Origin of the sequence: Sulfuricurvum sp. (assembly GCF_028688295.1) — a bacterium.
Classification (GTDB): domain Bacteria; phylum Campylobacterota; class Campylobacteria; order Campylobacterales; family Sulfurimonadaceae; genus Sulfuricurvum.
Genome location: NZ_JAQTYM010000015.1, coordinates 1 through 23,454, shown reverse-complemented (window position 1 = coordinate 23,454; position 23,454 = coordinate 1). Strand labels below are relative to the sequence as shown.

The window sequence follows — 23,454 nt, the reverse complement described above, 5'->3', positions numbered from 1 at the left end:
TATCATAACCTAACCATAAGATCATCTTTAGTGCAGCGGAAAACAATGATACCTATCACCCTCTCTCAAAAACAGGTTATTTTAGCCTTTTTTGAAAACGATATTAAAATTGTCAAGAAATATTTCAATGCGATCGGGTTCGATTTTGACGAAGATTTTAGATTTGATGTCTTTAAAGAATTTATCTATTCTGCCGCAGGAATGTTCAAAGACCTTGACACCACTATCTATAACCAAGAGCTAATCACTAAATTTAAAACCATCCGCTATCTCAATGAATGTTATAGCGACTTCGAACAACGGAGCCAATACGCCCTCAAAGTTTACAGCAAAGATTTTTTAAGTGCACAAGATGCCTACATGAGTGAAAAACACACCTTTGAAACCCTCAAATCAGAACTTCAAATGTTGATTACTAAAGAAACCACGCTCTTTCAAAAACGAGAAATAATGGAAGCTCAGTTTAATAATAAAGAGACCCCCATTCCACACGATAAACGTACCGTCTTTGAAGAAGAACTCAAAAAAATTCGCCGTGATCATGTTGATACTATTCATATGATTGGAACACATCGTCGTGAGCTTGAAGATCTTCAGGGAAAACTCAAAGAGTTTGAAGAGCTTCACAAAGAGGAATTTTTACGCTACTTTAACGAAATTAAAGAGAAATTATCACATCAATTTAAAGAATCACTCAATTTTTTCGGTTTTGAGTTCAATCAAGCCCTCTTTTTAAATTCCGAGCGTTCTACATCAATCCAAAAATTCAAAGCTGAAGCAGGAATAAAAGGGGATCTCGACCTTTGTAAATATGTCGAATATTATCTACGCAACGTTATGCCAGAAGCATTAGCCGATACTGGGCATAAAGAGCGACTTTTAAATGCGAAACGATATTGTGAGCGGGTAGGGAAAAAATGAGGGTATTTTTTACCAAACTTTTTTCCATTCTTACACGACACGATAAGAAGTTTCTTATTCTATTAATATTTATCTCTATTACTGTCTCGTTGATCGAAATGATTGGGGTAGGGGCTATACTCCCCTTTATCAACATAGCCAGTAATTTTGATTATATTCATACGAATTCTTACACTGAATACCTATACACATTTTTTAAATTTAAAAATGATATCCAATTTGTGACAACAATCGGTGCAACCCTTTTAATTTTTTATTTTTTACGCTCATTACTCAATCTAGGATATTTTTATCTACTCGCCAAATTTTCAAAAGGACGTTATCATCTCATTGCCTATCGTCTCTTTGAAAATTATTTGGGGATGAGTTATCGTAATTTTATTGATAAAAACAGTGCTGATCTTAGTAAAGCTATTATCAACGAAGCACAAAACATGACCACTCTCATTTCAGGTCTTTTGCTCATGCTCAGTGAAATCTTTGTGGTCATCTTTATCTATGTGATAATGCTTTATATCAATTGGAAGATTACTTTGCTTATTAGTACAATCCTTATTGTCAATGCTTTTTTTCTAATTTTGACCGTATCTCGTGCCATAAAAAAAGCGGGGATTTCCCGAGAAGAGCATCAAAAAAAGTTTTTTGAAATTATCAAAAGCAGCCTCGGTAACTTTAAAATGATGAAGCTCACTTCCAATACTGAATCAATTCTCGCAAAATTCGACCATGCCAGTGCCGGCTATGCACAGGCTAATATCCGTAATGAAACACTGACCCATTTTCCTAGACTATTTTTAGAAGCTCTAGGATTTGGAATTATCATCTTTATGATTATTTATCTCGTGGACAAATATCAAAGTGATATTTCCGGCGCGTTGGCTCTTATCTCTATGTTTGTTTTAGGGCTATATCGACTTATGCCATCAGCCAATCGCATCTTATCTGGTTATAATCAAATCCTTTTTTACAAAAGCTCTCTCGATATTATTCATAATAATCTAATGTACGATGCAGAAAAGCTGCAAAACGAATCTATAGAGTTCAAGAAAACGCTTCAACTCGATCAGATCACTTTTGAATACAATGAAAACAAACCTATTTTGAAAGATATCTCACTCAGTATTAATAAAGGGGATAAAATTGCTTTTATCGGCGAAAGCGGCAGTGGGAAATCGACATTAGTTGATCTGATTATAGGCCTATACCGTCCTAAAAAAGGATCCATCAGTGTTGATGGCATAACATTAAATGAAAATAATATCAAAGCATGGCGAAGTAAAATCGGTTATATACCGCAAAGTATCTATCTCTTCGATGGTACAGTAGCTCAAAACGTCGCTTTTGGGAAACCTATCGATAACAACAAAATCAAAGAGGCTCTCACCCAATCGTCTCTTTTGGAGTTTTTGGAAATCCAACACCAAGGGATTAATACCATGGTTGGTGAAGGTGGAATCAAGCTCAGCGGAGGTCAGCGCCAACGCATTGCCATCGCCCGTGCACTCTATGGAAATCCTGAAATATTAGTTCTCGATGAAGCTACTAGTGCTCTCGACAATGATACAGAAGCGAAAATTATGGAAGAAATCTATAAAATATGTAAAGATAAAACATTGATCGTGATTGCTCATCGACTTAGTACAATCGAGGGGTGCAATGTCAAAGTTGAACTTTTGCACACTAACCAAAAATTGAGATTAGCACAAAATGAATCAAGGTAATTTATGTTTGACTATTTGATCGTTGGCGCCGGATTAGCGGGTACAGTAATGGCTGAGCGCCTATCGAAACATGGGGATAAAATTCTATTGATTGACAAACGTCCACATATAGGGGGAAACTGCTACGATATTCGCGACCAAAATAATATTTTAATTCATAAGTATGGTCCCCATCTTTTTCATACCAATAATGAAGAAGTTTGGAAATACCTCTCTCAATTCACAGAATGGGAAACTTATCAACATCATGTTTTAGCTTTTGTTGACGGAAAAAACATTTCCCTCCCCTTTAATTTTAATACCCTTTATGAAGCTTTCCCAGCAATAATGGCAAAGTTGCTAGAAAAAAAACTTTTAGCTACTTATCCTTTAGGAAGTAAGATTCCTATTCTTGAACTCAAACAATCTGATGATGAAGATCTTCAGCGTCTGGCTGATTATGTTTATAACAAAATCTTTGTTAATTACACAGCCAAACAATGGGGGCTAAAACCTGAAGAGATGGATAGCGCTGTAACAGCACGTGTTCCCATCCTATTGGATCGGGACAACCGCTACTTTACCGATATTTACCAAGCTGTTCCTAAATATGGCTATACGAAACTCTTTGAAAGCTTATTAGCCCATCCAAATATTGAAATTATGTTACAGACTGATTTTAAAGAAGTTGGTTCTATAGCTGAACAAGAAATTTACCTTTTTGGGGAGAAATTTAGTGGAAAAGTTATTTATACAGGACAGATTGATGAATTATTTGACTGTAAATTTGGAGAGCTTCCTTATCGCAGTGTCAAAATGGATTTTGAACTCGTCAATCAAATACATTATCAAAAAGTAGCAACTATAAACTATCCTAATGACCACACTTTTACAAGAATTACAGAGTTTAAACATATTCATCCCATCGAATGTGATACGACAACAATTCTCAAAGAGTACCCAGAAAAATATATACAAGGAAAAAACACCCCTTACTATCCTATCTTTACCAATGAAAACCAAAAGCTCTATGCTAAATATGTTGAATACTCAAAAAACTACCCAAATTTGACTTTACTTGGACGACTGGCGGAATATATGTACTATGATATGGATGATATAGTAGAAAAAGCGCTTCAATTATCTTCAATATTAATAAAAGAATAATGATGAAAAGATTAAATATCACACCTAATACGATTATATATATAGCATCTCCGTCTATAAGCAGTGGAGGACCAGAATTACTACATCAACTATCTCATGCTCTTATTAACTTAGGATTAGATACAAGAATTTATTATTTTGATACTTATTCGTTATCCCCAAAACCTGCTGAATATAATTGCTATCAAACCCAAACGACTTTTGCAATTGATGATCATTCATCCAATATATTAATTGTCCCTGAAGTTAATACTGATTTATTGCAAAAATTTCAGTATGTTCAAAAAATCATTTGGTGGTTAAGTATCGATAATTATTATGCAATCAAATTATCCAAAAAAACTTGGATTAAATTGATAGGATATTTTAATAAATTCGCCAAAATTCTCAATTTATCTTATTTCTTACCAAGTCCTTCATTGTCACATTTTATGCATACTGATTTTCTTGATAGTATGAAAGGCAACAAGGTAGACTATCATCTTGTTCAATCACACTATGCCTTTCAGCATCTTTTGTCTCGTGGTATTAATATTGAGCTCATAGATTATCTATCCGATTTTATCAATAGTGATTACACTTCATCGCAATACAAGCATGCTTTATCTACACGGAAAAATCATATTTTATATAATCCAAAAAAAGGAATGGAATTTACAAAAAAACTGATAGAATATTCTCCTGAATTAGAGTGGGTACCACTAATCAACATGAATAGAAATGAGCTTATTAAACTTTTGCTTATATCTAAAGTTTATATAGATTTTGGTAATCATCCTGGTAAAGATAGATTTCCAAGAGAAGCTGCTATATGTGGATGCTGTATTATAACTGGAAAAAAAGGGGCAGCTGAAAACGATATAGACATCCCTATTCCAGAAGATTATAAATTTCATGATGATGAGAAGGTGGTTGATCAAATAATCACAAAAATAAAATTTTGTCTCCAAAATTTTTCTGATGCATCAATCGATTTTGATCCTTACCGAACCTATATATTTACAGAAAAAGAAATATTTAAAAAAGATGTTAAGCAAATTTTTGGTTTGCATCAAAAGAATCAGACTCCATGAAAATCATTTACCAACTATTAAATTTATATATAGAACATGGTTTAAAACGAACATTTTTAATTGTATTAAATCGATTTTATCGCCAAAAACCCAAATCATTTGCTATTGTCAAACAAATAATCTTAAATGGGAAAGGACTTGAAATTGGTGGACCAAGCCAGATTTTTACAGACAATGGTATATTTCCAGTTTATCAATCAATCAACTTATTAGATAACAGTAATTTTTCTAATCATACTTTATGGAATACACAACAAGAAGGATATCACTATTGCTATTCACACTCTCAAAAAATAGGCTATCAATATATTTTAGACGGTATCGAAATGAGTCCTATTCCATCACGTAGCTATGATTTTATGCTCTCTTCTCATGTACTTGAGCATATAGCCAATCCTATAAAAGCGTTATATGAATGGAAAAGAATTTTAAAGGACAATGGCTACCTTATCTTATTACTACCACATAAAGATGGGACATTTGACCATCTGAGACCACCTACTACAATAGAACATTTAATTGAAGATTATAGTGTCAATATTCAAGAAAATGATTTGACTCACTTGGAAGAAATTTTAAGCTTACATGACTTATCTCGTGATACAGGAGCTGGTTCATTTCAAGAATTTAAATCACGTTCATTAAATAACTTTGAAAACCGTGCCCTTCATCATCACGTTTTTACAACACGAATAGCAATAAAAATGATTGATTATATAAAAATGGAAATTATCTGCGTAGAAGCTATTTGGCCCATGCATATTCTTGTTGTAGCAAAAAACAATAGCGCATATGCCGATCAAATGAATAAAGCATTTTTTAAATCGCAACTAATATCACCTTTCCCATCCGACAATACATGAATTCCCTTTTGGCAGCAGCAGCAGTAGTAGTATTATACAATCCTGACAACATCGTAATTGATAATATTAATACTTATATCAATGATGTAGAGATCGTCTTTGTTGTTGATAACTCAGATCAAAAAAAGATATCTATTATTAAAAATCTTCTGAAAAACTCAAAAATCTATTATATTGATAATCACGGCAATCAAGGTATCGCTAATGCATTAAACATAGGTTCCAAAAATGCAATAAATATGGGATATAAATGGCTTTTGACCATGGACCAGGATAGCAAGATAACACAAGATATGCTTTTAAAAATGACACATTATATTCAAACACATACAGCATCCGAAATCAGTATCATTTCACCTTTTCATGCAAATAAGTTTCAGCAAAACAGTTCCACTAAAGAACTTTATTCGACAATATTAACAACGATGACCTCAGGTAATTTACTCAATTTAGATGTCTTTCAACAAATCGGAGGCTTTACAGAAAACCTATTTATAGATTATGTTGACAACGAATATTGTCTTCGCAGCAATCTTTTAAAATTTAAAGTTATTCGAATCAATCATGCAATACTAGAACACAACTTAGGAAATCTAAAGCAACATCAAATATTTTGGAAGAAATTTTTCAGTACAAATCACAGCCCAATACGTCGTTATTATAGTTTCAGAAATCGTTTGAAGATTATTGAACTTTATCAAAATAATTTTCCAACTTATTGTCAATTTGAAAAATCCAGATTTTTTGTCGATATAATCATTGTTCTTCTTTACGAAAAAGAAAGATGCTCTAAATTCAAAATGATGCTACGGGGCTACCTCGATTACAAACGCGGTATTTTTGGGAAGTATCATGACTAATCTCACCTATTTCACAAAATACCCTACACAAGGTGCGACAAGCCGATATCGTAGTTTTGCTTTTGCATCCCGTCTTACTGAAATGAATTACAACATCGAAATTCAATCATTTATGCCTATTGAATATTTAACTCGTTTATTTTCTAATCAACCCAAACAAAAATTTCGAATTATCCTATCATACGTAGAACGCTTTATAGCATCTCTACGCTCATCTCAAAATATTATTATCGAACGTGAACTTTTCCCTTATCTTCCCTATGGAATTGAAAAATGGTTTTTAAAAGATAAAAATTATATTCTTGATTATGATGATAACGTATGGGAAGACTATCGTGGGAAAAAAATGCTCAAAAAAAAATATGATCATCTTGTCGAAAATGCTGCCGCTGTTATTGTAGGAAATGATTATCTTGAAGAGTATGTGAGAAAACTCAATCCCAATGTCATTAAAATTCCAACAGTCATTAATCTTGAATCCTATCAAAATGTAGCTATACACAAGTTTGACCGTTTCTCACTAGTATGGATTGGCAGTCCCATCACCTATCGCTATATTGAAGCTTTTGCCTCTGTATTTCAAACTCTTGCAAAAACTCTTAATTACGATCTTATTATCATTGCTTCCAAAACATTGGAAAATAGAGCAATACCCGGTGTATCTATGAAGTTTTATGACTGGTCTAGTGAAACAGAAGCTACCCTTCTTAAACAATCTCATGTAGGTATTATGCCCCTAAGTACTGATCCCTTTAGCCAAGGGAAATCAGGGTTTAAACTGATCCAATACCAAGCGGCAGGATTGCCATCGGTAGCAAGCCCTGTCGGAGAAAATCGGACTATTATCCAAGAAGGGATGAACGGGTTCTTACCTAAAAAGCAAAATGAATGGATTGATGCAATCACACAGCTTTATAATAATTCGGCTCTTTACACTGAATATTCGGAATATGCTCTCCAAAATGCTTATAATTTTTCAATACAAAAATATTTCCCGATTTATAAAAATTTTATTGATTCCATTTTTTCAGTAAAATCAGAAAAATGACCTTCGGCTTTCTCTCCCACTTGGACTACAATCTTTGGCTTTTCCGCTTGCCGATCATGCAAGAACTCGTTAGACAGGGACATACAGTTTATGCTATCTGTCCAAGCGGTGAGGTAAGCGGAAGATTTGCGCAACACAATGTGACGCATATTCCCTACGACATTGAACGCTCAAGCCTCAATCCCATCAAAGAGATCCGATCTATTCGTAATATTTATGATGCGATTTTGCCGCTGAAGCTCGATATACTGCATACCTTCACCGCAAAACCCAATATCTACGGCACTATCGCAGGAGTGTTAGCCAAAGTTCCCCGCATAATCAACCTCGTAGAGGGGCTTGGAAGTTTTTATCTCGAAAATGATTTCAAAAGCCGTGCTATTCGTACTCTCATAGAATTTCTCTATACCCGTATTTTTAAACTCTCCGACACCGTTATGTTCGTCAATCAAGACGATCCAGCGTATCTAATCTCTAAAAAAATCATTACTCCTGAAAAAGTTTTTAGGATGAAGGGGGTTGGTATTGATACCCAAGCATGGCATCCCGGACCAAAGATAGATGAAGGTTTCCGTGTAACGATGATAGGGCGTGCGATCAAACACAAAGGGGTATTAGAGTTTATAGAAGCGGCAACACTTCTTAGTCAAAAATATCCCCAAGTGACCTTTCAGTTTATAGGCTCCCCTGATGCAGGAAACCGATTTAGCCTGAGTGAAGAGTTCATGAGGACTCAATCTTCTATCCACTATCTCGCACATCAAGACAATATCCGACATCTCCTCTCTCAAAGCGATATTTTTGTCCTACCAAGCTATCGGGAAGGGCTGCCACGCACCTCCATGGAAGCTCTTAGCATGGGATTGCCGATCGTAACCACCGATGTCGTAGGATGTCGAGAGACGGTAGATGATGGGGTTAACGGTTTTATCATCCCTCCTAAAAATTCAGCTGCCCTCTCAAAAGCGATCGAAAAATTGATTATGGACCCTACTTTGGCACAGCAGATGGGAAAAGCGGGAAGAGAGAAAGCGATAAACGAGTTTGATATCAGTACAATTATCAACAAACATCTCGAAGTGTATGGACTGCATCGTGTACGTTAACCTCATCAAACCTTTATTGGATCGTTTTGGTGCATTGTTTTTACTGATCCTTTTTTCTCCTATTATCCTTTTAACTGCACTTATAATCGCTATTCGTATGGGTCGACCTATATTCTTTACTCAGCAACGTCCCGGATTGCATGGGGAAATTTTTACTATCTATAAGTTTCGTACGATGAGCGATGAAAAAGATAAAAATGGAGAATTACTCAGTGATGGCTTACGTCTAAAAGGGGTTGGAAAATGGGTCCGAAGCCTCAGTCTGGACGAGCTCCCCCAACTCATTAATGTCCTCAAAGGGGAGATGAGCTTCATCGGCCCACGCCCTCTTTTAGCGGAATATCTGCCGCTCTACACTCTAGAGCAATCACGTCGACATGATGTTAAACCCGGTATTACAGGATGGGCTCAAATCAACGGGCGTAATGCGATTAGCTGGGAAGAGAAATTTCGGTATGATGTTGACTACGTCAAAAATATATCGTTTTGGTTTGATCTTAAAATCTTTTTTCAAACATTTGCAAAAGTATTTATACGGGAAGGAATTTCCCAAGAAGGGGAAACAACGATGGAAAAATTTACCGGGCACATATCATGAATATTCTCATCACCTCTGCAGGCAGACGTGTTAGTTTGATCCGTTTCGCACAAGAAACCCTCAAACGGTTTGCACCTGATGGAAAAGTATACGCAATCGACATGGTCCCCGATCTTAGTGCAGCGTGTCAAATTGCCGATTTTTATGCAAAAGCTCCGCGTGTCAACGATCCAAGCTACGGCCCTTTTCTCCTTAATTATTGTATTCGTCATACCATTATGTTAATTATACCGACGATTGATACCGAGCTTTCCATACTCGCCGATTTAAAAGCATCTTTTGTCGATCACGGTATTATCATCGCCGTATCCGAAAAAAGCATATGCGATACTTTTTATCTCAAAAGCTCGACGTTTGAATTTTTTGTTTCCAATGGATTTAATACACCTCGTATCATCGCAGATTTAGAACACAGTAATTATCCTTTATTCGCCAAATTAGACAATTCTAGCTGCTCTCTTGGTGCGAGTCCAGTCTCATCGTACCAAGAGGCATCTGCCCTTTACCGAGAAAACAAAAGCTATATTTTCCAAGAACTGGTGGTGGGAGAAGAATATACTGTCGATTTTTATCTATCAAAAGCTCAAGAACCTCTTGCCATCATCCCTCGCAAACGTCTTGAAGTACGTGCGGGTGAAGTGAGTAAATCAATAACCTGCAAGGAGCAAAATATCATTAAAGAGGTCAAAAAAATATCTAAGTCATTGCAAGGAGCTTGGGGGCCTATGACCCTTCAGCTATTTAAAACCTCTGACCAAAAACTGATTTTTATTGAGATTAATCCTCGCGTCGGAGGAGGATACCCCCTGAGCTATCATGCTGGAATGAATATTTTTGAACTGATGATACGAGAAATGATGGGTGAAAAACTCACTTATCAAGAGAGCTGGGAAGACACCCTAACAATGCTCCGATACGATGCCGAGGTCCTTACGCATGCGAACACACCTTAGTTCTAGCAACCCTTTTAATTATGACAGATACGGTTATGCTTTTGAAAATTTATCTGAAGGCTCAAAATGCCTAGATTACGGATGTTATGATGGGATGTTTTTACATCAATGTAAAGAAAGAAAAACTTTGGAGTATATGGGTATAGATAAAAATAAAGATATTGTTCTTCAAAATCCTTATAACGAAAAAATAACTTTTTTTGAGGACAACATACCTTTTGCAAATAATGAATTTGACAATGTAACGATATTGGATGTTCTTGAACATATCCATGATCAAGATAAAGTTCTGAGGGAAATACATAGAGTGTTAAAAAAAGAGGGTGTTTTGATCATTACAACACCTCAAAAAAATTTATTTTCTTTTTTAGACGCGGGTAATTTCAAATTTTTATTTCCTACACTACATAAGTATTGTTATGTATTAAACCATAGCAAAGAAGAATATGAATATAGATATCTCAATAACCAAAATGGATTGATTGGTGATGTTGAAAAAGAAAAAAAGTGGCACCAGCACTTTACAAAAATTGAATTGGAAAATTTACTAAAGAATAATGGATTTACGGTCATAGAGTTTGATGGAAGTTGCTTATTTCAAAGAGTATTTATTTTATTTGATCTTTTAAAAGTAGGAAAAATCATACCCTATTTCATCCGATTAAAAGATGCAAAAATGTTTGAAACATCTAATTTGTTTTGTAAAGCAGTAAGAAGATAAGATGGTTACCGTATTCGACCTTGATGATACCCTCTATGACGAAATTGATTTTGTAAAAAGTGGATTTTGGGCTGTTGCTTCGAGTATTTCTAATGTACCGCAAGAACCATTTGATTTTATGTGGAACCTTTTTTTAAAAGAAGGAAGCGGTTCTATTTTTAATAAACTGATAGAACATTTTCACCTTCAAATTTCTATTGAATTTCTCATTTTGACCTATCGAACCCATACCCCGAATATCACACTTGCTGATGAGACAATTATTCTTTTAAACAAAGCCAAAAGCTTTGGTTCTACCGCACTAATTACCGATGGAATGGCACAGATGCAAATCCAAAAGTTCAATGTGCTGGGACTTTCAAAATGGATTGATTATCCCATCTTTACTGATCTTTATAACACTTCCAAACCTAATCCGCTCCCTTTTGAAATGGTTATGAAACATTTTAAAAATGAAAATAAATTTATCTATTGCTCTGATAATCCAAAAAAAGATTTTTTTGCTCCAAATCAGTTGGATTGGCTTACGATCAGATATAAAAATTCATACGGAATCTATCGTGATATTCTTTCAAACGCAACCTATGAAACAACTTCCCGCTTAGCTATTATTCCACTCATTCAAAATTATCTTTTCGAAAAGTAAATCCATTTTTATGGCGCATTTAGATACACTATAACTAATTTTATACAAGACTAAAAAGGCAAAATAGCCATGGATATTTTCAAACTTCCAAAAGAACATATCGTACTTAGATTCACTCTTTTACTGATTGTTATCGCATACCTTTTTTCTCTCTCAATGCGTTATATCTGGGTTGCAGAGTTTCAAGGAATGGAACAATTCAAATACAATAATGAGCTCATGATCAACACCAATGACGGCTATTACTTTGCTGAGGGTGCACGTGACATTCTCGCCGGTTCCCATCAGCCAAATGATCTCTCTCCGATCAATGAACCTATCTCCCTCCTAACCGCTTGGCTCTCTCAAATAGTTCCTGTTAACTTTGAGACCCTGATTCTTTATATGCCATCTATCTTCGGCTCTTTGATTGTTATCCCTATTATTTTAATCGGCAGAACCTTAGGACAAACGGGGATCGGTTTTATTGCCGCCCTTTTAGCCAGCGTCACTCATAGTTATTACAATCGTACGATGACTGGATACTACGATACCGACATGCTCACTATCGTACTCCCTCTATTTGCTATCTACGCGATTATTTTAGCGATCACCCATCAGCGTAACCGCTTTTTACTTCCGATCACCCTCGCTTTTGCACTCACCCAATGGTGGTATCCTCAAAGCTATTCGCTCAATACAGCGATCTTAGTAACGACACTTTTATATGCTCTCATTTTTGAGCGTTGTAATCACCATTTTTATAAAATTTCCCTCTTTATCATCATTGGTATTTTATCTCTTCCTATGTGGATTAAAATAGCCATTGCACTCGCTATTTTTGCTTTTTTCCATTACAAAACTGCCCTTGATCAAAAATGGTTTTGGGGTCTCTTTATAGCTATTATTTCCCTTTACTTTTTCACTGGAGGAATTGATCCGATATGGGGGCAGTTAAAAGGGTATGTTTTCCGAGACAGTGTTTCCGATGATGCAGGTCTCCATTTTTATAATGTAGCCCAAACCGTTCGTGAAGCAGGTAATATTCCGTTTACAATTTTTGCCGAGCGGATTAGCGGACATCCGATTACTTTTGTTTTAGGATTACTCGGCTATGTTGCAGCAATCCTCGCTTATCGACCGTTACTGATTACGTTGCCGCTTATTGGGCTAGGGTTTATCGCAATGAGTGCAGGGTTACGTTTTACTATCTATGCGGTAGCTCCAATGGCTATCGGATTTGCTTATATGCTAATGCTCATCACCCGTCCGATAGAAAAAGGATGGCTCCGTGTTATCGTCTTGGTTGTTTTTAGCGGCGTAGCACTTTACCCTAACTATCTTCACATTCGTGAATACATGACACCGACCGTATTTACCGCAAAAGAGGTCTCTGTACTTGAGAAATTTGGTACGCTTTCAAATACAGAAGATTATGTCATCACATGGTGGGACTACGGTTACCCAATCCGTTATTATAGTGATGTAAAAACTCTCGTCGATGGGGGAAAACACAGTGGTGATATCAACTACCCTGCTAGCTACATTTTGGTTCAACCTCAGCAAAATAGTGCTCTCATCGCACGCCTAGCAGTTGAATACACCGAAAAAGGGTACGAAAACAACAAAAGTGCTATCATCGCTGAAATGCTCACTGCTTATAAAGCTGATACGGTCGATGATCTAATACTTAACTTACAGCTCAGTAACGCCGTTTTATCAAAATCAACACGAGACATCTATCTCTATCTCCCCCTTCGGATGATGGATATTCTCCCAACGGTTACCCTCTTTAGCTATCTCGATCTTAAAAATCCGGATAATAAACTGCAACAACCTTTCTTTTATACAACACAGCAGTTTCAAGATAGTGGTAAAAGCGTTGAACTCGGAAATGGCCTCTCAATTATTAAAGAAAAAAATATGATAAAACTTGGACGTGAAGAGGTGCCGATCAAAAGTTTCTATCAAGTAGGTTATAACCAAGAACAGAAAATCGATATCAACGAACAACATTTTGCTTCAGAAGGACTCAATATCATTTTTATGGCAAGTTATGGACGATTTTTAATCGTCGATGACTTTTATCTAAACTCCAGCTATATTCAAATGTTTGTCTTTGAACAATACGATCCAAAACTCTTTGAGCCGGTCATTCTCGATCCATTAAGCAAAGTTTATAAGCTGAAGGTATAATGGTGAGCCACCCTCGTCTTTTCCTCTCCCCTCCCCACATGAGTGGTCGTGAGCAGGAGTATATTGCACAGGCTTTCGAGAGCAACTACATTGCCCCGCTTGGACCAATGGTGGAGAGATTTGAGCAAAGTATCCGTGATCTTACCCTCTCACCCAATGCCCTTGCCCTCAGCAGTGCCACAGCAGCAATCCATTTGGCACTTCGTGTTCTTGGTGTTGGAGAAGGTGATATTGTTTTGGCTTCTTCGTTCACTTTTATCGGTTCTATTTCTCCGATACTGTATCAAAATGCAACACCTTTTTTTATCGATAGCGACACAAAAAGTTGGAATCTTGATCCCCTTCTTCTTGAAGAAGCTATCCAAAAAGCCCCTAAAAAACCTAAAGCTCTCATCCTAACACATTTGTATGGGCAATGCGCCGATTTAGACAAAATCATAGCACTTTGCGATGCTCACGGCATTGCACTGATCGAAGATGCAGCAGAGAGTCTTGGAGCAACCTACAACGCTAAGCAAAGCGGTACCTTTGGAACTTTTGGGGTTTTCAGTTTTAACGGCAATAAAATCCTCACCACTTCCGGAGGAGGGATGCTCGTCTCACCACATAAAGAACTCATCGAGAGAGCACGTTTTTATTCAACCCAAGCACGTGATGATGCACCCCATTACGAACATACCGACTATGGCTATAACTATCGCATGAGCAATATCCTCGCCGCCATCGGGGTAGCACAAATGGAAGTTCTTGCAAAGCGGATTGAAAAACGGCGGATGATTTTCGAATGGTATCGTAATGGGCTAACAGGGATCGAAGAAATTGCCTTTATGCCCGAATTACCGGACGCTCGCGGAAATCGTTGGCTGAGTACTCTCACGTTTGAACATACCGATCCCAATGCTATTCGTTTGTTGCTTGAAACACACAACATCGAAAGCCGTCCTCTTTGGAAACCGATGCATCTGCAGCCCCTTTTCAACAGCGCATTGTCAATTCAAAACACAACTTCAGAGACCCTCTTTCAAAAAGGACTTTGCCTCCCAAGCGGAACTCAGATGGAATATAATGATGTTGAGAAGGTATGCTCTTTGATTAGAAAGGCTCTCTTATGAGACCGGTATGGCTTCGCCCGAGCAGCGCAAACCGGATTCTATTTTTCCTCTTGTCCGATATCACTTTATCCCTTTTCACCCTTTATGCGGCGTATCTTCTCCGTTTTAATTTTGATATCCCCCCAGAATTTTTAACCCCTTTTGTACCGGTAGCACTCACCCTTATCGCCCTTAAACTTTTTTTGATTCATCGATTCAAAAATTACACCATCATCTGGCGTTTTTATTCACTTTCGGAAGCGAAAAACCTCTTTTTTGCCCTTATCTTAGCGTATGGAATATTTGCCCTCCTTCATACCCTCTCACCAACTCTTTTTGCCCCTTTTCCCCGCAGTGTCATCATTATCGATTTGTTTCTCTCATTTGTCTTTTTAGGGGGAGTTCGTCTTTTAAAAAGGGTGGTCTACGGTTTTGCGATTGAACATGACCAACTCAAAGCAACTCTCCTTATCGGAATATCCTCCAACACGGCGAATCTTATAAAAAGTACCCTTGAGGGTTCACGCGAATACTATCCTCTAGCCATCATTGCCGTACAAGATAAAAATCTCAACATGGTCGGATCGTATCTTAACAACATCAAAATCTATCCCCTTGAAGCAATAGGCGATCTAATCGATAGCCAGAGTATTAGTGCCGCCATTATCGATGGTTCACTCCCAAACGAATACCTTCGTGACACCTATGAACGGCTAACTAACGCGGGGATTCAAGAGATTAAGCGGACTCGCTTGCTTGATGATACCCTTAACAAAATCGAAGATCTATCGGTCGAAGAACTGCTCGCCCGTCATCCCAAAGATCTGGACACCCAGACAATAGAATCGTTTATTCAAAACAAGCGCGTTCTCATCACCGGTGCAGGGGGAAGTATCGGATCTGAAATCGCGTTACAGTGCCATCATTTTCATGCTAAAGAACTTATTCTGATCGATCACAGTGAATACAACCTCTACCAAATCGGTGAAAAACTCCCTCACGCGATTTTGCATTTATGTAATATCATCGATTATAAAACACTCGACAGCATCATCAACACGACTAAACCCGATATCATTCTCCACGCCGCAGCGTATAAGCATGTTCCTTTGTGCGAATCAAATCCCCATGCCGCTGTTATGAATAACATTGTCGGAAGCCAAAATCTGATCGATAGCGCTATTGCCAATGATGTCAGCAAGATAGTTATCATCTCTACCGACAAAGCAGTTCGCCCTACCAACATTATGGGGGCTACAAAAAGGGTTGTTGAACTTTATGCTCAAAACGTTGATCCGCGTAAAAGTGAAATCGTCTCGGTACGTTTTGGCAACGTATTGGGTTCCAGCGGAAGCGTTATCCCAAAATTCAAATCCCAAATCGAACAAGGCGGTCCGCTCACCATTACCCATCCTGAAGTGACCCGATACTTTATGCTGATAAGCGAAGCGTGTCAACTCGTTCTCCAAGCGGCAGCCATAGCACGCGGTGGAGAACTCTTTATCCTTGACATGGGTGAACCGGTCAAAATAGTCGATTTAGCAAAAACGATGATCCGCTTATATGCGACACGACCTATCGAAATGGTTACGACTGGACTGCGCTCTGGAGAAAAACTTTATGAAGAACTGTTAATTGATGAGAGTGAACAAAAAACTTCGTTTGAATCAATCATGATAGCCCGCTCAACCGTGTATCCGATTGATACACTACAAGAAGATATCGAAAAGCTCATACTCAGTGATAATACCATTGAAGGGTTGCGTAAGATTGTACCGGAGTTTCAACCCTCCGGCAAGTAACCCGTTCGTGGTGAGCATGTCGAACCATGAACATGCCCATTTGCCATACCCAAAGGGCATATAAGCTCAGGGCGAATGCAAAAAATTACAGTTCCGTTTTTAGTGCGGCACCGTTAGAGGCGTTGGAGACGAGGAGGCTATAGCGTTTGAGCCATTTAGAAGCGATCTCTTTTTTGATCGGTTTCCAATGGAGACGGCGTTGTTCTAGCACTTCATAGCTCACATTAAGTTGCAATAGATGTGTATCAACATCGAGTTCGATCTCATCACCGTCTTCGATGAGTGCGATTAATCCCCCCTCAGCCGCTTCGGGACTGACATGACCGATCGATGCTCCGCGAGTGGCTCCAGAGAAACGCCCATCAGTGATGAGAGCAACACTCTCACCTAGTCCCATTCCCATGATGAGTGCCGTAGGTGCGAGCATCTCTTGCATCCCTGGACCGCCTTTAGGCCCTTCGTAACGGATAACAACGACATCGCCTGCTTTTACTTTATGAGACATAATTCCGGCAATGGCTTCGTTTTGAGAGTTAAAACAAACGGCAGAGCCTTTAAACTTGCGCATATTAGGGGTAATTCCCGCTGTTTTAACAACCGCCCCCTCTTCCGCGAGATTCCCGAAAAGAATTGACAAACCACCGACTGGCGAATACGCATTTTCATTGGTGTGGATGATGTTGGTATCTTTGATTACCGCATCCTTGATCCGCTCACCCAATGTCTCACCCGTGATCGTCATCGCATCTAGCTCCAACACACCACCACGTCGACTCACCTCTTTCATAACGGCATTCACGCCACCCGCACGGTTGATATCATCCATGTGGACGGTTGAAAGGGATGGAGAAATTTTGGCGATATGGGCTACTTTTTCAGAGATTTCATTGATTTTCGTAATATCAAAATCAACCTCTGCCTCTTTGGCGATACTGAGCAAATGGAGAACCGTATTGGAAGATCCCCCCATCGCCATATCGATAACAAAGGCATTGTGAATCGCTTTATCATTCAAAATATTGCGCATATTCCATTTTTGAGCATTTTCATCTTTAACCATCTCGACGATACGTCGTGCCGCCGTTTTAACCATCTCGATACGCTCAGGGGTCATAGCGAGCACCGTACCGTTGCCCGGTAATGCAACCCCCATCGCTTCACAAAGGGTATTCATCGAGTTAGCCGTAAACATCCCCGAACAGCTCCCGCCGCTCGGACACGCTTCACATTCGATCTCATAAAGCTCTTCATCAGACATTTTACCGTCCGCATGTTTTCCGACCGCTTCAAATGCTGTCGCTAAATCGATCGGCGTACCATCTTTTTTATGTCCCGCCTTCATCGGACCACCTGAGACAAAGATAGTAGGAACATTGACACGCAATGCCCCCATCAGCATCCCTGGAACGATCTTGTCACAGTTAGGGATACAGATAAGCCCATCGAGTTTATGAGCGTTCATAACTGTCTCGATACAATCGGCGATCAATTCACGGCTTGGAAGGCTATAAAGCATCCCATCATGCCCCATCGCAATACCATCATCGACACCGATGGTGTTAAACTCGAACGGTACTCCGCCCGCTTCACGTATTGCCTCTTTGACGATACGACCGTACTCTTGGAGGAAAAAGTGTCCCGGAATAATATCGATATGGGAGTTTGCAACTCCGATAAACGGTTTGTCAAAATCTTCATCTTTAAGTCCGGTAGCACGGAGCAAACTGCGGTGAGGAGTTTTGTCAAATCCTCGTTTAATCGTATCACTGCGCATTTTTATCCTTTATCTTTCGTCATTCCCGCGAAGGCAGGAATCTAGCTCATATTTTTATAATAAAGCCATTATACGGCAATTTTCTCTAAAACCTCTTTACACACCATTATTTTTTTGCTATACTTCCAGTCCACAAAAACAATGCGGGAATAGCTCAGTGGTAGAGCACAACCTTGCCAAGGTTGGGGTCGCGAGTTCGAACCTCGTTTCCCGCTCCATAATATCCCAGTTGAAACACTCTTTTTAAGATGTTTGAACTGGGGTATTTTTTTGTTATCGTTGCCCGGATGGCGAAATCGGTAGACGCAAGGGACTTAAAATCCCTCGGTGGTAACACTGTGCCGGTTCAAGTCCGGCTCCGGGCACCACAAATGGATGGTGGTATGGCCAAGCGGTAAGGCGCTGGTTTGCAAAACCTTGACCCCCAGTTCGAATCTGGGTACCACCTCCAAAATGTAACAAATAGCTTCAATTTTACTACGGGTCACTGGCAGAGTGGTCGATTGCACCGGTCTTGAAAACCGGCGAGGGTTAAACCTCCCAAGGTTCAAATCCTTGGTGGCCCGCCATCATTTATAAAACTCCACATTTACTGCACTTTTATGACACTCAAAACATCAACTGTCTATCTAATGAACACTTTTCAAAAGTAATTTTTTCATCTCTTCTGCCGATATAGGTTTCGAATAAAAATACCCCTGAATATTTTCACACCCGTTTTGAACCAAAAACTCTTTTTGAGCCTCCGTTTCAACACCTTCGGCGATTATCTCAAGATTTAAGCTTTTTCCCAACGCTATAATTGCTTTTGTGATGGCGGCATCTTCATCATCATTCGGTAAATCACGGACAAAAGATTGATCAATTTTCAGTTTATTGATCGGCAGTTTTTTTAGATATGAGAGGGATGAGTACCCTGTTCCAAAATCATCCACGGCAATTTTTACCCCTATGGAACTAATCTCGCGAAGGATTTTAATCGCTTCTTCGGGATTGATCATGATTTGATCTTCAGTCACTTCAAGCTCTATCCACTCGGGAACGCATCCCGTCTCTTGGATAAGATTATGGAGGAAATCGATAAAATCTTTTTGTTGAAGCTGTTTTATCGTAAGATTCATCGCTAAGATTCCAGGTTTTAGCCCTTCATTGTGCCATTGAGCTATTTGTCCCATAGCTCGTTTCATCACAAATCGATCCAGTTCGACAATCAGTCCGGTGGCTTCCGCGATAGGAATAAAGGCGGCAGGAGAAACCAGTCCGACCAATGGATTTTGCCATCTCACCAAAGCTTCTATCCCAATCAATCTGTCATTTTTCCCATTCATTTGAGGCTGATAATAGACAACAAACTCTTCGTTTTTTAAACCTGATCGGAGACTTGTCTCCATCACCACTCGTTCCAATGCCCGTGCAGTCATGTCAGAACTGTAATAGCGGATATTGTTTCTCCCCTCATTTTTAGCGGCATACATAGCTGCATCAGCGTATTTAAGAAGATCTTGGGAGGTATCTCCATTATTAGGATACAGACTGATCCCGATACTGCATCCCACATAAAGTTCTTTATACTCGACAACAATCGCTTCGGAAAGCAATTTTAAAATTTTATCGGCTAAACGAGAGGCCTCTTCCAGATCCTGCAACCCCTCCATAATAACAGTAAATTCATCTCCGCCAAAGCGAGCCAACGCTTCCTCATTGGAGATGGTTTCACGTAAGCGCTGAGTAACAATAGTGAGAACTTTATCTCCTGCTTCATGGCCAAGAGAATCGTTAATCTCTTTAAAATGGTCAAGATCGATAAATAAGAGTGCCATTTGAGTATGTTGTTTTTTTGATTTTGCAATCACATACTCGAGTCGTTCACTAAATAACACTCGATTGGCTAAACCGGTTAGAGCATCATGAGTTGCTTGGTACTGCAGTGCATTTTTTTGTGCTCGCAGCTCATTATGCTGATTGAGTAACTCGATTTTAGAGTCCCGTATCGATTTAATCATTGTATTTATAGTAGTGGAGAGGACAAATATTTCTCGTGCATCGTATTCAGGAACAAAGTTGATCGGGATTCCCCCATCATCACTATGAACAATGACCGCTACGATGTCAGAAAGAGGTTTCAATATAAAATAGCGTATCGCCATAAAAAGAGAGAATATCAGAAGTACAGAAACGGCAATGATATTTATCACCGCTTTAAGGATAAGCTCATTAAGTTCACGCACCATCGTTGCGTCTGAGATATAGATTCTTATCGTACCGAGGTTCTCTCCCGATGTAGATTTAATATCGTATTGATCCGAGTAGTAACATCTATGAAGCTGTTGAAGTTGGAGTTCATTTTTAGGATCAATTTCGACAACATGCCCTTTCTCATCCCGAATTATTCCACTGATATACGATTTTTTCCCTAATATTTTTCCCATACGAAAATCTTCAATCACGATCGCAAAAATATCCCTAGGCTCTATTTCATTCACTAATAACTTCTCATATTCATTAATAGCATAGACTTCAATCAAATTCGCAACATTTTTTTGGAGCGATGATACAGTAACAGTTGAGGTCTCTTTCATCTTTTCAATGATTTTATTTTTGGTCTCAGCATAGTGATACGTCGTATAGATAGACATACTGATTAAGACGGTTGAAACGATGATAATCCCTAGCGTGACATAAAGAGATTGTTTGGAATTGAGCGTTTTCATTTCACTCTCTCCATTCCTAAAACATTCCGTTGAATAAGGGGAAGTTTCTCTTTGATATTGTGGGTGGAAATTGCCAGGATTGGAAGCTGTTTACTTTTTTCTACTTTTTTTCCGTTTAAATAGTCATCCATAGCGTATAACGCTTCTTGTCCCATGAGATAGGGTTGCTGCATCGCTGAACCGACCAAAATACCTTTGGGAATCAGTTCTAAAAATTCTGGTTCCGCATCGAAAGTAGCTAAGAGGATTTGTCCTTTTTTTCCCTCATCGGCGATCGCGTCCAATGCCGCTTGATAACGATCAGAACCCTGTAGCCATAGCGCACGAAGATCGGGGTATTTTTTGATCATCTCTTGCGCAAAATGGTACGTCTCTTCGTACGAAAAAGTAATTTGCTGCCTGATATCCGCCCCTTTTATCCCATACTCATCCATCGCTTCCATGAATCCGGCGGTTCGGAGTTGCCCGTTTAACCTTTTTTGAGGGATTGCGATAATGCCGACACGTCCAGTTTCCCAACCTCGCAGATGGAGCTCTTGCGCGAGAACTTTTCCGATTTCATACGCCCCCTCTTTGTTGTTCGAAGAGATATAAGCTACATAGTCTCCCCCATCGGTGCCGATATCGGAGATAACCACAGGAATACCCGCATTATCTGCAAGCTTCAGAATCGTCGCACATGCTGAAGAAGCAGTGGGAGAGACGATGATCCCTGAAACATTCTCCCGTATCGCTTTTGCAACAAATTCCAATTCACTTTTTCGGCTGTTCTCCGCGCTGTAGATCTCAAGATCATATCCCTTCTGAGCAGCACTGAAGTCAATACCGCGAGCCATAATACTCCAAAAAGGGATCCTCATATCAGAGACAATATAGGCCAACTTTTTTGTGTGAGGCTTGAGAGAATGGTTAGAGAAGTTTGCGTGCGGATCAATCACAATCGCGTTTGCATTTTTGTTCTGGGCTTCTGAAGAGAAAGAAATATAAGTAGCAATCACAGTAACCAATGAGATAGCAAATATCATCAGTAAAAATTTAATCGAGACTTTATTCATGACAACCCTATGCTCGCAACGTAAAATTAGTGACTATTATCCACAAGTTAGCTTATAATTTTCTCATTTACACTATTTTCTTCCTAAACACGAGTCCCCTTTTAATTCTCTAAAATGCGGTTATAATGATAGTTATGGAATTTAATAATGGAAGTGTATCATGGAAACTAAGTTTATTAATGAGCCTTTTAAAGCGTCACTCGATGCCGATACCGAATACTGGTATTGCACCTGTGGTCTTTCACAAACATTCCCGTTTTGTGACGGTAGCCATAGCGGAACCGACAAAACACCCATAAAATTTTCCGTTGAAGTAGAAACTGACAAATGGCTCTGCCGATGTGGACGCTCTGGGCGTAAACCCTACTGTGACGGCTCACACCAGCAGGGTTAATGGAGCACTATACCTCACCCAAAATTTCTTTAGCAACCATTCTCAAATGGCAATTATCCAAATTATTGCATCGACGCGAGAAAATAGCTACTAATCTGAGCATCATACCGCAAGAAGATTTACCTAGCGGCGAATACGCTCTTTGGATAGGACACGCATCTCTATGGCTTAAACTGGGAGAAACGACAGTAGCGATCGATCCGGTACTCGGTAATCTCCCATTATACCGCCGATACAGCCCTCTACCCCTTCCTAAAGAGCAGTTACATGCCGATATCATCCTCATCACCCATGCCCACTATGATCATTATGACAAAGCCTCTGTTCTCTATCTTCTCCAACAAAATCCTCAAACAATTATTGTCGCACCGAACGGGTTTTGGCGCTATCTAAAAGGTAAGATTGATCGTGAACGGTGTTTTGAGTTGGAGTGGTGGGAGTCGTTAATGGTGGGGGGGCTATTTATCACCTTTGTCCCATCGAAACATTGGAGTAATCGAACTCAGATTGATATGAATAAAGCGCTTTGGGGAGGATACGTAATTCAAAATAGCGACCATACGCTCTATCATTCGGGTGACAGCGCGTATGGGGAACATTTTAAAGAGATAAAAGAGAGATTTGAAATCGATGAAGTATTTTTACCCATCGGAGCTTACCGCCCTGAGCCGATCATGCGCCATTTTCACATCTCGCCTCTCGAAGCACTCCAAGCGGCAGAGGATTTAGGGGCAAAAACCCTGATCCCGATCCATTATGGAACCTTTAAACTCGCTGATGATGGACTGGATGAGCC

General features: G+C 39.0%; 20 protein-coding genes and 4 tRNA genes. 21 read left to right on the top strand and 3 right to left on the bottom strand.

What is annotated here, in order from left to right; genetic code table 11:
* Positions 1 to 45: 45 nt before the first annotated feature.
* From PHR02_RS05155 to PHR02_RS05085, 15 genes are all read left to right on the top strand, one after another.
* The gene (locus PHR02_RS05155) at positions 46 to 921 is read left to right on the top strand and encodes a hypothetical protein (RefSeq protein WP_299989873.1); all 876 of its coding nucleotides are present in this window, start codon (positions 46 to 48) and stop codon (positions 919 to 921) included.
* Positions 918 to 2,642: an ABC transporter ATP-binding protein gene (locus PHR02_RS05150; RefSeq protein ID WP_299989870.1), complete on the top strand. Its 1,725-nt coding sequence runs from the start codon at positions 918 to 920 to the stop codon at positions 2,640 to 2,642. Before PHR02_RS05155 ends, PHR02_RS05150 begins: the two co-directional genes overlap by 4 nt.
* A 3-nt stretch (positions 2,643 to 2,645) precedes the next feature.
* Positions 2,646 to 3,788, top strand: a complete 1,143-nt coding sequence (gene glf / locus PHR02_RS05145; protein ID WP_299989867.1) for a UDP-galactopyranose mutase — start codon at positions 2,646 to 2,648, stop codon at positions 3,786 to 3,788.
* The gene (locus tag PHR02_RS05140; protein ID WP_299989864.1) at positions 3,788 to 4,861 is read left to right on the top strand and encodes a hypothetical protein; all 1,074 of its coding nucleotides are present in this window, start codon (positions 3,788 to 3,790) and stop codon (positions 4,859 to 4,861) included. Before glf ends, PHR02_RS05140 begins: the two co-directional genes overlap by 1 nt.
* Positions 4,858 to 5,724: a methyltransferase domain-containing protein gene (locus tag PHR02_RS05135; RefSeq protein WP_299989861.1), complete on the top strand. Its 867-nt coding sequence runs from the start codon at positions 4,858 to 4,860 to the stop codon at positions 5,722 to 5,724. Before PHR02_RS05140 ends, PHR02_RS05135 begins: the two co-directional genes overlap by 4 nt.
* Positions 5,725 to 5,732: 8 nt before the next feature.
* On the top strand, positions 5,733 to 6,584 hold the full coding sequence (locus PHR02_RS05130; protein ID WP_299989858.1) for a glycosyltransferase family 2 protein: 852 nt from the start codon (positions 5,733 to 5,735) through the stop codon (positions 6,582 to 6,584).
* Between the two features lie 112 nt (positions 6,585 to 6,696).
* Complete coding sequence (locus PHR02_RS05125; protein ID WP_299989855.1) at positions 6,697 to 7,632, top strand: glycosyltransferase; 936 nt, start codon at positions 6,697 to 6,699, stop codon at positions 7,630 to 7,632.
* Complete coding sequence (locus PHR02_RS05120; protein WP_299989852.1) at positions 7,629 to 8,738, top strand: glycosyltransferase family 4 protein; 1,110 nt, start codon at positions 7,629 to 7,631, stop codon at positions 8,736 to 8,738. Before PHR02_RS05125 ends, PHR02_RS05120 begins: the two co-directional genes overlap by 4 nt.
* On the top strand, positions 8,728 to 9,336 hold the full coding sequence (locus PHR02_RS05115) for a sugar transferase (protein ID WP_299989938.1): 609 nt from the start codon (positions 8,728 to 8,730) through the stop codon (positions 9,334 to 9,336). The genes PHR02_RS05120 and PHR02_RS05115 overlap by 11 nt, the downstream gene beginning before the upstream one ends.
* Positions 9,333 to 10,289 carry an ATP-grasp domain-containing protein gene (locus tag PHR02_RS05110; protein WP_299989849.1) on the top strand — a complete coding sequence of 319 codons (957 nt, stop codon included), beginning with the start codon at positions 9,333 to 9,335 and terminating at the stop codon, positions 10,287 to 10,289. The genes PHR02_RS05115 and PHR02_RS05110 overlap by 4 nt, the downstream gene beginning before the upstream one ends.
* The gene (locus PHR02_RS05105; RefSeq protein ID WP_299989847.1) at positions 10,273 to 11,010 is read left to right on the top strand and encodes a class I SAM-dependent methyltransferase; all 738 of its coding nucleotides are present in this window, start codon (positions 10,273 to 10,275) and stop codon (positions 11,008 to 11,010) included. The genes PHR02_RS05110 and PHR02_RS05105 overlap by 17 nt, the downstream gene beginning before the upstream one ends.
* A 1-nt stretch (position 11,011) precedes the next feature.
* On the top strand, positions 11,012 to 11,656 hold the full coding sequence (locus tag PHR02_RS05100) for an HAD family hydrolase (RefSeq protein WP_299989844.1): 645 nt from the start codon (positions 11,012 to 11,014) through the stop codon (positions 11,654 to 11,656).
* 69 nt (positions 11,657 to 11,725) lie between these two features.
* Positions 11,726 to 13,831, top strand: coding sequence for an STT3 domain-containing protein (locus tag PHR02_RS05095; RefSeq protein WP_299989842.1), 2,106 nt, complete (start codon positions 11,726 to 11,728; stop codon positions 13,829 to 13,831).
* Positions 13,831 to 14,943 carry a UDP-N-acetylbacillosamine transaminase gene (gene pglE, locus PHR02_RS05090; RefSeq protein ID WP_299989840.1) on the top strand — a complete coding sequence of 371 codons (1,113 nt, stop codon included), beginning with the start codon at positions 13,831 to 13,833 and terminating at the stop codon, positions 14,941 to 14,943. The genes PHR02_RS05095 and pglE overlap by 1 nt, the downstream gene beginning before the upstream one ends.
* Entirely contained in the window at positions 14,940 to 16,724 is a 1,785-nt protein-coding gene (locus tag PHR02_RS05085) for a nucleoside-diphosphate sugar epimerase/dehydratase (protein ID WP_299989838.1), read from the top strand. Before pglE ends, PHR02_RS05085 begins: the two co-directional genes overlap by 4 nt.
* Before the next feature lie 85 nt (positions 16,725 to 16,809).
* Here the strand turns inward: PHR02_RS05085 and ilvD are convergent, their stop codons facing one another.
* Entirely contained in the window at positions 16,810 to 18,498 is a 1,689-nt protein-coding gene (gene ilvD / locus PHR02_RS05080; RefSeq protein ID WP_299989837.1) for a dihydroxy-acid dehydratase, read from the bottom strand.
* Positions 18,499 to 18,641: 143 nt separating this feature from the next.
* Here ilvD and PHR02_RS05075 point away from each other — a divergent pair.
* The 4 genes from PHR02_RS05075 to PHR02_RS05060 all read left to right on the top strand — a co-directional run bounded on the left by PHR02_RS05075 (position 18,642) and on the right by PHR02_RS05060 (position 19,067).
* Positions 18,642 to 18,716, top strand: a tRNA-Gly gene (locus PHR02_RS05075).
* A gap of 63 nt (positions 18,717 to 18,779) precedes the next feature.
* Positions 18,780 to 18,866, top strand: a tRNA-Leu gene (locus PHR02_RS05070).
* A 9-nt stretch (positions 18,867 to 18,875) separates the two neighbouring features.
* Positions 18,876 to 18,949: transfer RNA gene (locus PHR02_RS05065), tRNA-Cys, on the top strand.
* Between the two features lie 30 nt (positions 18,950 to 18,979).
* Positions 18,980 to 19,067 (top strand) — tRNA-Ser (locus tag PHR02_RS05060).
* A gap of 60 nt (positions 19,068 to 19,127) precedes the next feature.
* Here PHR02_RS05060 and PHR02_RS05055 read toward each other — a convergent pair.
* Both PHR02_RS05055 and PHR02_RS05050 read right to left on the bottom strand, forming a co-directional pair.
* The gene (locus PHR02_RS05055) at positions 19,128 to 21,209 is read right to left on the bottom strand and encodes an EAL domain-containing protein (RefSeq protein ID WP_299989836.1); all 2,082 of its coding nucleotides are present in this window, start codon (positions 21,207 to 21,209) and stop codon (positions 19,128 to 19,130) included.
* A complete protein-coding gene (locus PHR02_RS05050) occupies positions 21,206 to 22,264 on the bottom strand; it encodes a substrate-binding domain-containing protein (RefSeq protein ID WP_299989833.1) in 1,059 nt (352 codons plus the stop codon). The genes PHR02_RS05055 and PHR02_RS05050 overlap by 4 nt, the downstream gene beginning before the upstream one ends.
* A 160-nt stretch (positions 22,265 to 22,424) precedes the next feature.
* Between PHR02_RS05050 and PHR02_RS05045 the strand changes: the two genes are divergently transcribed.
* Positions 22,425 to 22,658, top strand: a complete 234-nt coding sequence (locus tag PHR02_RS05045; protein ID WP_299989830.1) for a CDGSH iron-sulfur domain-containing protein — start codon at positions 22,425 to 22,427, stop codon at positions 22,656 to 22,658.
* Positions 22,658 to 23,454 (top strand): MBL fold metallo-hydrolase (locus PHR02_RS05040; protein ID WP_299989827.1); only part of this gene is annotated, 797 nt, incomplete at its 3' end. The genes PHR02_RS05045 and PHR02_RS05040, both read left to right, overlap by 1 nt.